At 57.9% G+C, this 14,772-nt stretch carries 15 protein-coding genes; 11 read left to right on the forward strand and 4 right to left on the reverse strand.

All coding sequences use genetic code 11. The features are described from left to right. Positions 1-221: 221 nt before the first annotated feature. From C7450_RS04090 to C7450_RS04125, 8 genes are all read left to right on the forward strand, one after another. Positions 222-1,469, forward strand: coding sequence for an extracellular solute-binding protein (locus C7450_RS04090; RefSeq protein ID WP_110373063.1), 1,248 nt, complete (start codon positions 222-224; stop codon positions 1,467-1,469). A gap of 93 nt (positions 1,470-1,562) precedes the next feature. Continuing rightward, positions 1,563-2,813, forward strand: a complete 1,251-nt coding sequence (locus C7450_RS04095; RefSeq protein ID WP_110373064.1) for an extracellular solute-binding protein — start codon at positions 1,563-1,565, stop codon at positions 2,811-2,813. Between the two features lie 188 nt (positions 2,814-3,001). Next, a complete protein-coding gene (locus C7450_RS33840) occupies positions 3,002-3,781 on the forward strand; it encodes a metallophosphoesterase family protein (protein ID WP_170147033.1) in 780 nt (259 codons plus the stop codon). Positions 3,782-3,799: 18 nt separating this feature from the next. After that, positions 3,800-4,822, forward strand: a complete 1,023-nt coding sequence (locus C7450_RS04105) for a succinylglutamate desuccinylase/aspartoacylase family protein (protein ID WP_110373065.1) — start codon at positions 3,800-3,802, stop codon at positions 4,820-4,822. After that, the gene (locus tag C7450_RS04110; protein WP_110373066.1) at positions 4,819-5,715 is read left to right on the forward strand and encodes an alpha/beta hydrolase; all 897 of its coding nucleotides are present in this window, start codon (positions 4,819-4,821) and stop codon (positions 5,713-5,715) included. The genes C7450_RS04105 and C7450_RS04110 overlap by 4 nt, the downstream gene beginning before the upstream one ends. Positions 5,716-6,458: 743 nt before the next feature. Then, positions 6,459-6,683, forward strand: coding sequence for a hypothetical protein (locus tag C7450_RS04115; protein ID WP_425351138.1), 225 nt, complete (start codon positions 6,459-6,461; stop codon positions 6,681-6,683). Between the two features lie 204 nt (positions 6,684-6,887). Then, positions 6,888-7,088 (forward strand): hypothetical protein, encoded by a 201-nt coding sequence (locus tag C7450_RS04120; RefSeq protein WP_110373067.1) that lies wholly within the window; start codon positions 6,888-6,890, stop codon positions 7,086-7,088. 157 nt (positions 7,089-7,245) lie between these two features. Continuing rightward, the gene (locus tag C7450_RS04125) at positions 7,246-7,983 is read left to right on the forward strand and encodes a GntR family transcriptional regulator (protein WP_245449461.1); all 738 of its coding nucleotides are present in this window, start codon (positions 7,246-7,248) and stop codon (positions 7,981-7,983) included. 45 nt (positions 7,984-8,028) lie between these two features. Here the strand turns inward: C7450_RS04125 and C7450_RS04130 are convergent, their stop codons facing one another. The 4 genes from C7450_RS04130 to C7450_RS04145 form a co-directional block, all read right to left on the reverse strand. Continuing rightward, a complete protein-coding gene (locus tag C7450_RS04130; RefSeq protein WP_110373068.1) occupies positions 8,029-8,754 on the reverse strand; it encodes an amino acid ABC transporter ATP-binding protein in 726 nt (241 codons plus the stop codon). Continuing rightward, on the reverse strand, positions 8,751-9,437 hold the full coding sequence (locus C7450_RS04135) for an amino acid ABC transporter permease (RefSeq protein WP_245449462.1): 687 nt from the start codon (positions 9,435-9,437) through the stop codon (positions 8,751-8,753). Before C7450_RS04135 ends, C7450_RS04130 begins: the two co-directional genes overlap by 4 nt. Continuing rightward, complete coding sequence (locus C7450_RS04140; RefSeq protein WP_110373070.1) at positions 9,413-10,078, reverse strand: amino acid ABC transporter permease; 666 nt, start codon at positions 10,076-10,078, stop codon at positions 9,413-9,415. Before C7450_RS04140 ends, C7450_RS04135 begins: the two co-directional genes overlap by 25 nt. A gap of 76 nt (positions 10,079-10,154) precedes the next feature. After that, a complete protein-coding gene (locus C7450_RS04145; RefSeq protein WP_245449463.1) occupies positions 10,155-10,964 on the reverse strand; it encodes an ABC transporter substrate-binding protein in 810 nt (269 codons plus the stop codon). A gap of 190 nt (positions 10,965-11,154) precedes the next feature. Here C7450_RS04145 and C7450_RS04150 point away from each other — a divergent pair, with 190 nt between their 5' ends. The 3 genes from C7450_RS04150 to C7450_RS04160 all read left to right on the forward strand — a co-directional run bounded on the left by C7450_RS04150 (position 11,155) and on the right by C7450_RS04160 (position 14,743). Beyond that, entirely contained in the window at positions 11,155-12,096 is a 942-nt protein-coding gene (locus C7450_RS04150) for a dihydrodipicolinate synthase family protein (RefSeq protein WP_110373072.1), read from the forward strand. Positions 12,097-12,215: 119 nt separating this feature from the next. Continuing rightward, positions 12,216-13,217, forward strand: coding sequence for a 4-hydroxyproline epimerase (locus C7450_RS04155; RefSeq protein WP_110373073.1), 1,002 nt, complete (start codon positions 12,216-12,218; stop codon positions 13,215-13,217). Between the two features lie 560 nt (positions 13,218-13,777). Beyond that, positions 13,778-14,743 carry an ABC transporter substrate-binding protein gene (locus C7450_RS04160; protein ID WP_110373074.1) on the forward strand — a complete coding sequence of 322 codons (966 nt, stop codon included), beginning with the start codon at positions 13,778-13,780 and terminating at the stop codon, positions 14,741-14,743. Positions 14,744-14,772 lie beyond the last annotated feature (29 nt).

Here is a 14,772-nt window from a genome sequence, read left to right on the forward strand (position 1 = left end):
CCGTTGGTTCGAACGTTTTTCGTGAGAAGAAAAATAGCACAATCACATCAAGGCGGCCGGTAGCTAGAGCATTTTCGAGCGAAGTGGACACCGGTTCGCGTGAAGAAAATGCGTTAACACAAAGACATGGATCATTTTCGCGATTCGAAGAAACGCGAAAATGCTCTAGCGGCAATCGACCCTGGCCTTCAGCACCAACCCAATCGTGAAGGACCGCGAATATGAAGCAGATTTCGACACTTGGCGCCGCGATGCTTCTGGCACTGGCGGCCACGACCTGCAATGCCTTCGCCGAAACGAAACTGACGGTCTCAGCGACGCCCGCGATTTTCAAACCGATGTTCGAAAGCTTCGCGAGAAATTTCGAAGCCCAGAACCCGGGCGTTAAAGTCTCTCTCGATATACCTGCGGGCGACCAGGAGGACATGATTCAGGACTTGCTGCGCAAGTCCCTGATCGGAAATGTCCCGGACGTTACCTTTCAGGGATATAACTTCATCCGTACAGTCGTCTCGCGGCAGCTCGCTCAACCGCTGGATGCCATCATCGCGCGTGACCAGGAATGGGTTGACAAGAGTGTTTCGCCGAACGTGACGGCAAGCACTGTCATCGACGGACAGGTCTATGGCGTCGGCGTCGCCTATTCCTTTCTCGTTATCTATTACAATGCCGACTTGGTAAAAGCGGCGATCGGCGATGCGCCCTTTCCGGCCACCTGGGACGGCCTGCTGTCGCTAGCGGAGACCATCGGACAGAAGAACAAAGACAACATAGGTGGATATATCAGGCCCGATTCCTGGGTCCTGCAAGCCCTCGTCGATGGCGCTGGCGGGACACTTGCAGACCCCAAGACGAACGCACCGCGGTTCGCCAACGAAGAAGGTAGAGATGCCTTTGCGCTTTTGAGACAATTCGGCCTAGCCGGCCAGGGTAACATCCCCATGAGCACCGACCAGGCGCGCCAGGCTTTCGCAGCCGGAAAGATCGGGTTCATGACCGATGCGAGCAGCATTCTCTCGAGGGTCGAAAAGGAAACAGCGGGAAAATTCAATCTCGGCGTCGCACGATTTCCGATCGCCGGAAACGGCAAGATCCCGGCCGCCGGAATTGCGGCCCTCATGCTGACAAAGGATGAAGAACGCCAGAAAGTCGCCTGGCAGTTTCTGAAATTCCTTACCGGTGTCGATGGCCAGATCGATGTTGTCAACAACACGTCCTACGTTCCGACCAACACGGTCGCCATCAAAGACAGCGCTGCGCTGCGGGCTGCCCTGAGTAAGCAGCCCAAAATGCAGGCAGCCATCGACACTGTGTCGTCCGCCTCGGCTTGGTATGCATTCCCGGGTGCGAACACAGCCCGTATCGATAAGGAAATCAACGATACGATGGCAGCTGTCGTCACCTTGCGGCAAGAACCTGCTCCCGCCCTTAAGGCTCTCGAAGCCAAGGTGAAAGAACTTCAGAGGTAACAGTCCTGGGAAACAAGAGCTCGTCCCACAACAGCGGGCGTGACGTGCCAGCGAGGCCCTTGCCCGCCAGTTGCTCATTCGACGGAGGTTACGATGCGTCTCATTCGACGTTCCTTTCTCGCCGGCACGATCCTACTCTCAGGATTACCGTTCAACGCCCATGCCGAACAAACCACCTTGAGGGTCGGACAGGCTATCTCGATTTTCCGTCCAATGTTCGAGGAGGCCGTAAAATTATTCCAGGTGGACAACCCGGATATTCAGGTGAAGCTGGAGGTCGCACCGGGCGAGCAGCCCGAAATGATCCAAGAACTCCTTCGAAAGGCGGTCGTGAATGACTTACCCGACGTAACGTTCCAAGGATACAACTACCTGCGTGTTGTCGCCGACCGGGGCTTGGCGGTACCACTCGATCCATTCATCGCAGCTGACACTGACTGGAAGGGCGGCGCCTTTTCGCCGTCCGTCGCGGATAGCGCGCGGGTGAAGGGCACCGCCTACGGTCTGGGGGTGGGCTTCTCTTTCCCTATGCTCTACTACAACGCGACATTGGTCGAAGAGGTCCTGGGCAACAAGCCCTTCCCAACCGATTGGGACGACATCGTGAGCTTAGCGAGGGCTATTAAAGCAAAGCATCCCAATATCATTGGTGGGTTCGTCAGGAGCAATGCCGCGACTTTCCAGGCCTTGATCGAGTCACACGGCGGCAAGCTTATGAGTGCTGACGACAAGACGATTTCATTCAATGGGCCCGCGGGCAAATCGGTCTTCGGTCTATTGCGCGACTTCGGACAAGCGGGACAGTCATCGATGACAATGACCACGCCGCAATCACGCCAAGCCTTCGTCAGTGGCGCCATCGGAATTTTCACCGACTCGAGCAGCCTCCTGTCGAAGCATACGCAGGAAATTGCCGGCAAGTTCCGGTTGGGGGTAACCGCGCTGCCCGTGCCGGCCCCCGCGGGCCGTGTTCCCGCGGCAGGAATTGCCGCGGTGATGACCGCCAAGGATCCGAAGCAACAAGAGGCCGCATGGCGGTTCCTCAAATTTCTGACTGGTCCCAAGGGGCAGCTTCTGGTGGCCCGGAATACTTCCTATCTACCGACCAACTCGGTTGCCGTCGAAAAAGATCCGGCCCTGAAGGCCTTTCTCGGATCACAGCCAAATCTGGCGCCAGCTCTGGAAAGCATCGGCAAGGCATCGCCCTGGTACGCGTTCCCCGGCCAAAACTCCGCAAAGATCGACAAGACGATCGAGGACATCATGCAGTCGACATCGTCCCTGAAGCTCACGCCCGAACAGGCGCTCCTGGAACTGACACAACAGGTCGAACGGCTTCTCTAGAGCGCGTTTCGATCCGATTGCATCAGATCGGCGCTCTAACCTCTTTTATTTCACGCATAATCTTACCGATCCTCGTTTCACTCCGGTCGGATTATGCTCTAGTCGGATTGTTGCGCAACGGTCCGATTTCGCATCGGCATCCTGGGAGTCGGCGCAGAGTGCTCCAACGCGCTCGCGCGGAGAACTGCATGTACAAAGTAATTCATATCAGCGACACTCACCTCCGGGAGAGCAATCTCGGCTCCCTCGTGGGGTGGACGAAGGCGATACGCGCGATCGCGGCAACCCAACCCGATCTGGTTATCCATACGGGCGATATCGTTCTCGACGAACCGGACAACGCAACCGACCACGCATTCGCGAGAAACGAACTTGCCAATCTTGCTGTGGAATGGCTGGTCATCCCCGGCAATCACGACATCGGTGACGGCCCTCCTCGCCAGGAAAGCATCTGTAGCGACCTCATCCACCGATTTGCAGACACCTATGGTGCGACGCATTGGACCAAGGATATCGGCCACTGGCTCGTCATCGGCGTCAATGCGATGCTCTTCGGCCTTGGAACCGCGCAGGAAGACGAAGAGTGGGCCTGGCTGGAAAAGGCACTTTCCACGGCGTCCGGTAAGCCGGTCGCTCTTTTCATGCACAAACCTCCGTTCGTGACTACGCCGGACGATGTCGAGCACGGGTCCGCGGCGATACCGCCGGCTTCGAGAGGTCACCTCTGGGCTCTGGTACGCCGCTACGGTGTCCAAGTCATCGCTTGCGGCCATCGCCACGAATATCGCGTTCTTCATCGTGATGGCGTCACCATTGTCTGGGCGCCGACAACCAGCGACCAGCTAGATGAGCTGACCTCTCCGATCAATGACCCCATCCCGTTGCCCGGTCTTGTGGAAATGATCTTCCACGAGGACACATTTATTCACAGATTTGTGCCTTTTTACAACCGGACAGCCAACGACTAGATAGAATGGAAAGAGCGAATGCCGGCCTATTCCCGCATTACTTGTGAAGTTCCGTTGACCGAGGCGGGTCGTTTCGATGGCAACCTGCGCCTGCCCTTTTCTTCGAATCAATCCGCATATGGTTGGCAGCCGATCCCGATTACCGTCCTGAGACACGGCAACGGCCCGACCGTGCTCCTGTCGTCCGGCATTCATGGTGATGAATACGAGGGGCAGCTCGCGATGACCAAATTTCTTGCCGAGATATCGGTGGAGCAAGTCCAGGGAACGATCATCGTCATGCCGGCGGTCAATGCGCCGGCCGTCAAGTCCGGCATACGTCTTTCGACGCTGGACCATCGGAATCTCAATCGATCGTTTCCGGGTAATCCCGACGGATCTCCGACGGAGATGCTTGCTCACTACATCGAATACATCCTCCTGCCGCGATGCGACTTTATTATCGATCTCCATTCGGGAGGAAGTTCGCTCCTGCACAGTCCCTGCACGCTGATGCGCCTCACGCCCGACCTTGGCCGCCGCGACGTGCTTGTCGACGCAGTCAGGGCTTTCGGCGCGCCCCTATGCCTGGTGAAAGCCGGACAGCCAAACGAAGAGGGGCTGCTGGACAGGGGGATCGCGGGTGCGGCCGAGCGTTGCGGGAAGCCGCTGATTTCGTCAGAACTTGGCGGCGGCGGCACCGTCTCGACGCGCGGTCTTGCGATAGCAGAACGCGGCATCCGGCGGACCTTGGCCCACCTCGGTGTATTGACGGAATACAACGATACGGACGATAGCCAGCCCGTTCGGCTGGTCGAACTGGGCGGAGATGATTACTTTGTCTTCGCGTCCGCCGATGGAGTATACGAGCCCCTGAAAGAACTGGGTGACGTCGTCGCCAAAGGCGAGCCGGCAGCGAGGATATGGTTTCCGGAAGCACCAACGAAAGCGCCAGTTATCGAGCGTTTCCGCCATGACGGTCTCGTCATCTGCCAGCGGTCAACGGGGAGGACGAGCCACGGCGATTGCCTCTATCACTTGGCGATCGATATTAACATATGACCCATTTTACTCCGCTGACGGAAGCTGAAATAGCCGCATTGAGGCTGGAGCGTCTCGCCAGAGCGCGAGACGACCGAGCGATCAATGAAAATGCGCCTCCGATCGCCCATGTCGAGGACGTGGTTGCTCCGGCCGGAACTGGCGTACGATGCAGGCTCTACCTCCCGGTCCGCCACCGATCTCTGCCGCTCCTCATCTATGCGCATGGCGGCGGATGGGCATTCGGCTCCCTCGACAGCCACGACAGACTACTGCGGCAACTGGCTATCAGCTGTGAGATTGCTGTCCTCTCGGTCGACTACCGCCTGTCGCCAGAACACCCGTTTCCCGCAGCGAGAGATGATCTGATTGCCGTTGTCCACACCATAAGAGCTCGACGCTGTCTGCTGAACAACCTGAAGGCAGGTTCGCTCTTCGTTGGTGGAGATTCTGCCGGCGCCCACATCGCCTTGTCTGCTGCTCTCCAGCTCGAGCCAGGCACCATCGACGGCGCGTTCCTCTTTTACGGAGCATTCAGGCCGGGCTTTACCGCCACTAGCCATGCTTCCTTCGGAAGCGGTGAATTCGGACTATCCACGGCCGACATGAAGAGATACTGGGCGGCCTATCTGAATTCCGCCTCGCATCACATCTGTGAGAAGGCCAACTTGTTGGCGCAAGATCTCCACAATCTTCCCAATATGTATATCGAGGCCGCACAGCTTGATCCTTTGCTTTCTGACAGTTTGGAGCTTGCAGAAGCATTGAGGTGCCTCCATGTCACTTGTGAATGTACTGTTTCAAACGGCATGCACCACGGTTACCTCAGGCATTTCGAAACGACTATCGAAGCACGGGTACATTTTCGACGCCTCACGGGCTTCTTGAAAAGCTGTGCTGCTGGGTCGCGTTAATCACCTAGAGCAAGTCCGTCTTTTGCGGACTTGGCAACGCTCAAAAAATAACGAGCAAATTCATCGACCTAGGCTCAATCGACATTCGAGAATTGCCGCAAGAGTTACATTGTCATCACCGGGCTTGTCCCCGAAATCGGATTTATCCGAATTTCGGCTTTTGGTCAGGAACTCGGCTGTAGCCGAGTTCCGGTGATCCCGACAGGAATGGCGCCTCGATACATCGGGATGGCAACGGAACTCGGCTGTAGCCGAGTTCCGCGTTGAACAAGTTGAAGTCGGGCAAGCCCGACTTCAATGACAAGCCCGGCCATGACAGCTGAAAGCGCTGAATATCGATTGGTCCTAGATGGTATCAGACGATTCCATCTAAGTCGGATTTGCTCTAAGGCGCCACTCTTGAAGGCACTTGAACCAGCAACCTGTTAATTCTTTATCTTAGACTAACATGCTATGAATGCAAACATTCGACGCTCGTCTGATCTCGTCGATCCTGTGTAAGCATAGTGTTCTTAACTATGCTAATTCTAAAATTTTAAACGCGGTCTTTAGATCGAGGGAAAGACAAAGGTGCCATGACCGGTGAGTTGCTGCACGTTTTTGAGAAAGGCAACCGCTTGCTTGGGTAAAGGCACACGATGGGGACGGCGCATCTTTATCCGCGCTTCCGGAACGGTCCACAGCCCCTCGTCCAGATTGAACGCGGACCAATGGGCCGCCCTTTGCTCATGATGCTGCGCCGGATGAAGGTTGATGCCACGGCCCATGGTTTCCGCTCGTCGTTCCGAGACTGGGCTGCCGAGACCACGCACTCCCCCCGCGAGGTCTGCGAGATGGCGCTCGCCCACACGATCGAGAACAAGGTGAATGCCGCCTGTCGCCGTGGTGACCTCTTCGACAAGAGCCGTGAGTTGATGGTGGCGCGGGCGACCTTCGCGACGGCGTCGGTGGCGAAGGCGGCATCATAGTCAAACGGGGACGATGGGCCGGGCAAACGCGATCGCTACATGCTTATCACACCATTCCACCCCGCACTGGTCTCTCGACGGCGCCGTTCAGGCCCGCGAGAACTGGGCAGCTTTGAAAACAGAAAAGCAAACCGTTGCCGCACATAGTTACGGGATGTCGGGTTCGATAACCGCCACGTGTAAGCATCGATCAGAAAGTGGGCCATGGTCGCCCCGAGCACGGCGCCGACGGCATGGCCGGACTGCCGCTATGCGCTGAAAGGGTTCGCAACGACAGTAGGTGTCCCGGTCGTCCATCGTCCCGCTACGGGCAACGCCCCCTTCCCCGGCACCGACAGCTTCGGCTTCGTGACCGTCGATCCGATCGAGGGCCTCGACGCGGCGCGGGTCTGTCATCGGCCGTGATTGCCTGTTCGCGATGACGAAAGAAGCAGCGAAGGCCGCAAGTTCGATGCGTTGGTTGTCGAAGCCCTCAACCATCCGATGTTTGCGGCGCCTTTGAACACCATCGAACAGGAGCAGACATAAGCCGTCATTTGTGCTCTCTATGGATGTCGTACGAATGGATACGAAAGCCAGTTTGGAGCAGGTTGGTATGATGAGTGAGCGCACCACGAAGGGGCGGCTTAGCATTAAGCGGCAGAGCCTGCCGGAGTCGGTAGCCGCTTCGCTCCAGGAAAGAATTCTCAACGGGGAGTTCAACGAGGGCGATCAACTCTTCCAGGAGCAGATCGCGGCAGAATATGAAGTCAGCCGCATGCCGGTGCGCGAAGCGTTGCGGCAACTGGAAGCGGCGGGTCTTGTCCAGATACAAACTCACAAAGGGGCCATTGTCACGGCCCTGCCGGTCGAGCAGATCGGAGAACTGTTTCACCTTCGGGGCCTACTCGAATGTGACGCTCTGAAAATCGCCGTTCCCCGCATGACACCGGAAGCCCTTCGGCATGCCGAGAAACTGCTGGTCGTGCTTGAAGAGGCCTATCATCAGCGCGACACGCGCGCTTGGGGAGTGGGAAACTCCGAATTCCACATGAGCCTCTACCGGCCTTCGGATCGGCCACGGACCCTCGCGCTGATCGAAGGATTGAATGTGCAGACGGAGCGCTACATTCGGCTTCAGCTCACTTTGAGCCATGCCTTGGCCGACGCCGAGCGTGAACATCGGGAGCTTCTCGACTTGTGCCGGCAAGGAGAGACGGCAAAGGCCGTCGCCTATCTCGCCAAGCATATCGAAAACGCGAGGAAACAACTGGTTCAGGAGATCGCTCGGTATCGTAAAGCGAAACGTGCCCTCGACTGACACGTTTCAAGCAGCCAGGGAGCCAGAATACCAAGCGACATTCGATCACGCCAAAACCCTTTTCAGGAACTGGCGCGTATGCTCCTCCCGAGGCGCATTCACTACCTGCCAGGCTTCACCGACTTCGCAAATTCGGCCATCTTTGAAGAAGGCGATACGGTCGCCCGTCTCGCGTGCGAAGACGATGTCATGAGTGACGACCACCATGGTCATGCCTTCGGACTTAAGCATGCGCAGCGTGTCGAGCACTTCGCCCACCAATTCGGGGTCAAGAGCCGAAGTGACCTCGTCGAACAGCATGTAGCTCGGCTCCATGGCGAGCGCCCTGGCGATCGCAAGCCGCTGCTGCTGCCCACCCGACAGGCGCGATGGAAAAACATCCTCCTTGTCACCCAGTCCAACGTGTTTGAGGTGTTTCGAAGCCAAAGCCCGTGCCTCGGCCTTCGAGATACGCTTCACCACCCGCGGCGCGAGCGCAACGTTCTCCAACGCTGTGAGATGTGGGAAGGCGTTGTACTGTTGGAAAACGATTCCGAGCTTTTGGCGAAGCTTGTTGAGGTTCGTATCTTTGGCGTGGACACTGATCCCGTCGACCTGAATTTCGCCCTGCTGGATGGGCTCCAGGCCATTGACGCACTGAAGCAGAGTTGATTTGCCCGAGCCGCTGGCGCCGATCAGACAAAGCACCTCGCCTTTCTTGATTTCAAGGTCGACGCCCCTGATGACCTTCAGCGATCCAAACGCCTTGTGAACATTGTGGATTTCAATCATATGGCGAGCCTTCGTTCGAGCCGTCGTGCGTAGAGTGAGACCGGGTAGCAGATGACGAAATAGAATAGGCCGACGCCGGCGAGGATCAGCAGGGCTTCGTTGCTGCGATTGATTAAGACCTGGGCAGCGCGGAGCAACTCGATGTAGCCGATCACGCTGACAAGCGCGGTGTCCTTAGTGAGCGCGATCAGCGCGCCGATCCACCCTGGCAACGCGGTTCGAATGGCTAGCGGTGCGCGTATATGCAAGAAGCCCTGCCAGTAGCTCATGCCTAGCGAGCGCCCGGCTCGGGAGAGTTCGGGCCGGACAGATTGAAGGCCGGCCCGCACGAGTTCCGATGTCAGCACGGCCATGTAGATGCTAAGGGTAACGACGCCGATCCAGAATGGATCGAATTGAAGGCCCAAGATGCTTTGAAAGCTGTTTACCAGTATGAACTGTATAATCAGCGGTACGCTACGGATTACATCAATGAAAGGAATAAGGCCGATGCGAAAGCTTACGAAGGTTTCGCGAAGCCAACCGACGATGACGCCGAGCAGCGTGCCGAGCGAGCCCGCCATTATGGTGAGCATGATGGTGCGCCACGCGCCCTCAAGCATGAAGGGCAGATCGCTCCACTGTAAGCCAGAATAGGGAAGCACGAATTGCATAACATTCAAGCCCGTCTGAAGGCGCGCCAAGCTACGACTCGCGCCAAAATCTGCACGCTTTTTGCAATGGCGTAGTAAAGGCCGGCAGCGACGACGAAGAATTCGAACGTCCGGAACGAGACTGATTGCGCCATCTGAGTGGCGCCTGTCAGCTCGCGCAGTCCGATGATCATGCCGAGCGAGGAGTTCAACATCGCCCACGTGATTTGATTGACGAACGGAAAATAGACGATCCGGAAAACTTGCGGAAAGATGATATTCTTGTAAGTCTGAAATGCCGTGAGGCCGAGCGAACGGCCTGCGTTGAATTGTTGTGGCGCCACGGCGTTGAGCCCGCCGCGGAACATTTCCGCAAGATAGCCCGTGTTGTTGAACGTGATTGCCCCTAACACAGCAAAGTAGCTGCCGATATGCAACCCGAGAGCACCTAGCCCGAAATAGACCATATATATCTGCACGAGGCACGGCGTGTTCCGTGCAGCCTCAACCCATATGGTGGCGGCCTGACACGAAAGCCCTTTTCCAGCACGCCGCGCAAGCGCGAGGGGGAACGCGGCGACGGTCGCGACGGCCATCGAAAGAATGGTGATCTCGAGCGTGACACGCGCGCCCGCCAGCAACTGCGGCCACTCGGCCCAGACCAGCGGCCAAAGGAACGTATAGTCGAACATAAGATGCCTCCTGACCGACACAGTTTGAAGCCACGCGCTAGCGCGGCTTCAACGACCTGCTTAGCTGGGGTGCGGTTCAGTAGTAGACACCGGGAACAGCGAGCGACGGCGCATCGCCGGGACCAAAATACTGATTGTATAGGGCCGTGTAGCGCCCCGTCCGGACCTGCTGCCAAATGAATAGATTGACCCAGTTCAGAAATTCTTGATCGCCGCGACGCACTGCGATGGCGCAGAAATCAGGCGGCGACGGTGCCAGCCCCATGGTGACCAGATTGTTGAACTGCCCGCTCGCAATCAGCGCTGCAGCAGCAGCGTTACCGACGATCATGCCGTCAATCTTGCCCTGCGACAGGGCGAGATAGCTTTCGGCTTCACTGCCATAGCCGGTATAGTTGCCCGCCGGATTGTTCCAGCTTCGGAAGAAGCCCATGATAGCCTGTTCGCCTGTCGAGCCGGTCACCCCGCCGATCTTGCGTCCTTTCAAGCCATCGAAATTTTCGATGGCTGTGTCGTTCCGCGTAAGCACAACGTCCTGATAGACGACGTAGGGCTGGCTGAAGGCAACAGTGAGTGCCCGTTGAGGCGTGTTCGAGGTTGAGGCGATCAGCACGTCGATTCGGTTGGAGGCAATCGCCGGCAGCCGTTCGGTCGACGGTGTCTCAATGATCTGCGGCTTGACGCCCAGCGCGTGGGCCATGTCGCGGCAATAGGCCACGTCGAAACCGTCGGGCTGGTTCTGCGGGTTGCGGAAGCCTGCAGGCGGATAGTCCAACATGACGCCGCAGCGCAGCGTCCGAGACTGGACAATGCGGTCAAGCGTGGACTGTGCGCTGGCTGCACCGGCGATGTGAAGTGATGCGGCGGCTATGACCGCCACGCTCATAAGCTTTCGGATCGACATCTGGATTTCCCCTGCTGAGCCGACCGCGCCCCCTGCGCGGTCTGTTTTTGATTGACATCCAATTTACATGTATCCAATCTACAAATGTCAAGAGTCGAAATTGACGATCGCGCGACAGCCGCGGATCAGCACGCAGGACGGCGCGCGACAACGCAGAAATGGAGATCAAACCATGGTGAAATGGAGTGGGGTGTTCCCCGCGCTGACGACGAAGCTGAGCAGGGACGGTCAGATCGACCTCAAGGCGACGCAGGCCGGCGTGCAGCGGGCGCTCGACGGCGGCGTGAGCGGTATCGTTGTGCTAGGTATGCTCGGCGAGAACGGCATGATGACGACGACGGAGAAGGAGAGCATCCTCCGCGCGGCCAAGGAAGTCGTGGGTTCGTGCGTACCGCTTCTCTCAGGCCTTGCCGAGGCGACCACGCAGGATGCGGTCGCCTACGCCAAGCTCTGCGAGCGCGTCGGACTTGACGGCCTGATGGTCTTCCCAGCCATTACCTACAAGACCGATCATCGCGAAACGGTGGCATACTACCAAGCGATCGGCGATGCCGCGCCGTCGCTCGGCCTCATGGTCTACAACAATCCGGTCGCCTACCGTGTCGATGTCACCCCCGAACTGCTCGAAAAGCTTGGCGAGGTGAAGAACGTCGTCTGCATCAAGGAAGAGTCCTACGACATCCGCCGCATCACCGACATCTACAAGCGCTGCGGCGACCGCTTCCTCGTGTTCTGCGGTATCGACGATTTCGTGCTGGAGAGCGTGGCGGCCGGTGCCACCGGCTGGGTGTCCGGCATGACGAACGCCTGGCCGGCAGAATGCGTGGAACTGTTCAATCTTTGCTCGGCGGGACGCTTCGAAGAGGCGCGCGCCCTCTATCGTTTGATGATCGAGGCCTTCCACCTCGATACCGACGTCAAGCTCGTCCACTCCATCAAGCTGGCTGATCATCTCACGTCCGGCGCGCCGGAGCATCTACGTGCGCCGCGCCTGCCGCTGGTCGGCGATGAACGGGCGCGGGCGGAGCAGATCATCAAGCAGGTCATCCGCGATCTGGAGAACCGCCGCAACGTCTGCGATCCCGAGACAATGCCCGCGCGTCTTCCGGCTTAGAGCAATTCCAGCGGAAGTGTGTAGCGGTTCCGCGTCCGGAATTGCGTAAAATCAAGGAGATAGAGCCTTTCCGGTGAACTGGCTTTCGCCGGAAAGGCTCCAGTGGAGGGCTCCGATCGATGACGCGACACATCTTCGAGTGCATTGACGGCCACACTTGCGGCAATCCCATCCGGATTGTGAAGACTGGCGCGCCCCCACTGCGCGGCGAGACCATGGCCGAGAAGCGCGAGCACTTCATCAGGGACTACGACTGGATCCGCCGGGCGCTTATGTTCGAGCCAAGGGGGCACGACATTATGTCGGGCCTCTTTTTCTATCCTTCCAGAAGGCCCGAAGTCGACATCGGCATTGTCTTCATCGAGGTCGATGGCTGCCTGCCGATGTGTGGCCACGGTACGATAGGCGCGGCGACGCTCGGCGTCGAGGAGGGCCTCATCAAACCGAAGCGTGAGGGACAGATTGTCATCGAAGTGCCGGCTGGGATCGTCGAGGCGAGCTATGAACGCAACGGTGATTTCGTGGAATCGGTCCGACTGACGAACGTGGCGAGCTATCTTCACGCGGTCGATGTCAAGATCGATGTGCCGGGATTGGGGCAACTGATCGTCGACGTGGCCTTCGGTGGCAACTTCTTCGCGATTATCGAGCCGCAGCGGAATTGGCAGGGCTTTGAAAACTTCACCGGCGGCGCGATCGTCCGCTGGAGCCCTCTGATCAGAGAGTTGGTTCAAGAAGCCGTACAGCCAACGCATCCGCTGATCGCAAACGCGCAGGGCATCTCCCACGTCATGTGGTGCGACGGGCCAAAGGATCCCCGCGCTCATGGTCGCAGCGCAGCCTTCTACGGCGAGAAGGCAATCGACCGATCTCCTTGCGGAACGGGGTCCTCGGCGCGGATCGCACATCTTTTCGGCAAAGGTCGGCTGTCAGTTGGCGACACCTACATCAATGAGAGCTTGATCGGCACACTTTACGACTGCCGTATCGAGAAAGCTGCGGACATAGCCGGGCGGCCAGGCATCATTCCGAGCATCGCAGGCTGGGCGCGGCTCACGGGCTACAATACGCTTATTGTCGATGACCGGGACCCCTTGAAGCATGGATTCCAACTCATCTGATTGGACATCATAAAGCGTCAAAATCCGAAGAATGGTGGCCGTCCACGAATCCGATGAGTATTAGAGAGCTTGTGGATCGGGTGCTAACGTCGCGAGGGCGCAGATCACCCCAGATTTCAGGACCATTGGCCGCTTCCCCTATGCAATGTTATGCCGTTGCATAACGAAAGCGGAATGTGACCGCAGCCGGCTTATGTCCTCACGGCGTTCTGCGAAGGGGCGGTTGCGTTTGAACCAGCAGGCCCAGTGGCGGGCCAGAGGGTGGTCTCAAGTTACGTCCGTCAGATCACGTCGTAAGTGGCCTCATGTCGAACATACATGCAGGCATTGAGGGTGGCGGCTGGCGACCGAGTATCAATGACAATCATAGCCCAACGTAGTGGAGAATTATAATAATTCTATTGTTGGAATTGCAGCCGACATTGCGCAGGTGGGGCATCTTTGCACATACGGACCAGGGTTAACGACAATCTAACCGGAATTTCGTGGGATGTTTATTGCCACTCCGTTAGTTCAGGGGTATGGGTGGGGCAAATTTATTGTCCTGAGGCAGACACGTCATGAAATCCATCTCAAACTGGCTCTTTGCCACGGGGCTGCTTGCTGCCGTCATGGCGGGTCCTGCCCTGGCACAAGATGCCAAGACGCAATCGCTCGTGGATGATCGTGGTGTGAAGGTCGAGATCCCCGGCCATCCGACACGGGTCGCGGGGATTTCCTATCTGGCGGCGGATGTCGCCCTGGCGCTCGGGATCAAACCCGTCGCAACCACCTACATGGTGGCGGGACGCGAACCTGACTTCCTCCTGGGCCTGACCAAGGACATGAAGCAGGTCGGGCAGCGGGCCAAACCCAACCTTGAACTTCTCTCGGAGACAAAACCCGACCTCATCGTCGCCATGCGGCGCTACACGGTGGGCAATGCCGATCGCTTCCAGGCCATCGCCCCCTATGTCGCCTATAACATGGAACTCTTGAGCGAAAGCTATAAGGAAGTCGCGGAGCTTGCCAAAGTGCTCGGCAAGCCTGAGCGCGGTCAGCAACTCAATGACACATTCAAGCAACATCTCGCCGAGTTCGGCCAGAAAGCCCCGAAGGACAAGCATCCGCGCTTCCTGATTACATTCGGTGGTGATGATCCCTTTGCGTTCCACACCGAGAATACGGCGGCATCGATCGTCGCTGCGCTTGGTGGCGACAACGTCGCCGGCCCGATGACGCAGAACGGACGCTTCGGCCTCAGCCTCAGCCTCGAGACCATCCTCGAAAAGGATCCTGAGGTCATCTTCATCATCGACTATTACCCGGACCGCTCCCACGAGAAGAACCCGATCTGGCAACAACTGTCCGCCGTCAAGAACGGCCGTGTTCACTATGTCTTTGACCAGTGGGCGGAAACGAACGGCCCGATCGCGCGCGAAGTCGTGCTGCGCGAAGCCGCCCACTATCTGTATCCGGACGTCTTTCCTGCGGTTGACGTCAAGGCCGAAGCGGCGAAGCTCATCCCGGCCGACCTGCAGAAGTGATCAGAAGCCAGTCGCTCGAACGGCGAGGA

Origin of the sequence: Chelatococcus asaccharovorans (assembly GCF_003201475.1) — a bacterium.
Taxonomy (GTDB): Bacteria; Pseudomonadota; Alphaproteobacteria; order Rhizobiales; family Beijerinckiaceae; genus Chelatococcus; species Chelatococcus asaccharovorans.

Excerpts from the sequence above, each read along its gene's own strand:
- C7450_RS04090 (WP_110373063.1), top strand. The coding sequence starts at position 222 with ATGAAGCAGATTTCGACACTTGGCGCCGCGATGCTTCTGGCACTGGCG.
- C7450_RS04095 (WP_110373064.1), top strand. The coding sequence starts at position 1,563 with ATGCGTCTCATTCGACGTTCCTTTCTCGCCGGCACGATCCTACTCTCA.
- C7450_RS33840 (WP_170147033.1), top strand. The coding sequence starts at position 3,002 with ATGTACAAAGTAATTCATATCAGCGACACTCACCTCCGGGAGAGCAAT.
- C7450_RS04105 (WP_110373065.1), top strand. The coding sequence starts at position 3,800 with ATGCCGGCCTATTCCCGCATTACTTGTGAAGTTCCGTTGACCGAGGCG.
- C7450_RS04110 (WP_110373066.1), top strand. The coding sequence starts at position 4,819 with ATGACCCATTTTACTCCGCTGACGGAAGCTGAAATAGCCGCATTGAGG.
- C7450_RS04115 (WP_425351138.1), top strand. The coding sequence starts at position 6,459 with ATGAAGGTTGATGCCACGGCCCATGGTTTCCGCTCGTCGTTCCGAGAC.
- C7450_RS04120 (WP_110373067.1), top strand. The coding sequence starts at position 6,888 with ATGGTCGCCCCGAGCACGGCGCCGACGGCATGGCCGGACTGCCGCTAT.
- C7450_RS04125 (WP_245449461.1), top strand. The coding sequence starts at position 7,246 with ATGGATACGAAAGCCAGTTTGGAGCAGGTTGGTATGATGAGTGAGCGC.
- C7450_RS04130 (WP_110373068.1), bottom strand. The coding sequence starts at position 8,754 with ATGATTGAAATCCACAATGTTCACAAGGCGTTTGGATCGCTGAAGGTC.
- C7450_RS04140 (WP_110373070.1), bottom strand. The coding sequence starts at position 10,078 with ATGTTCGACTATACGTTCCTTTGGCCGCTGGTCTGGGCCGAGTGGCCG.
- C7450_RS04145 (WP_245449463.1), bottom strand. The coding sequence starts at position 10,964 with ATGAGCGTGGCGGTCATAGCCGCCGCATCACTTCACATCGCCGGTGCA.
- C7450_RS04150 (WP_110373072.1), top strand. The coding sequence starts at position 11,155 with ATGGTGAAATGGAGTGGGGTGTTCCCCGCGCTGACGACGAAGCTGAGC.
- C7450_RS04155 (WP_110373073.1), top strand. The coding sequence starts at position 12,216 with ATGACGCGACACATCTTCGAGTGCATTGACGGCCACACTTGCGGCAAT.
- C7450_RS04160 (WP_110373074.1), top strand. The coding sequence starts at position 13,778 with ATGAAATCCATCTCAAACTGGCTCTTTGCCACGGGGCTGCTTGCTGCC.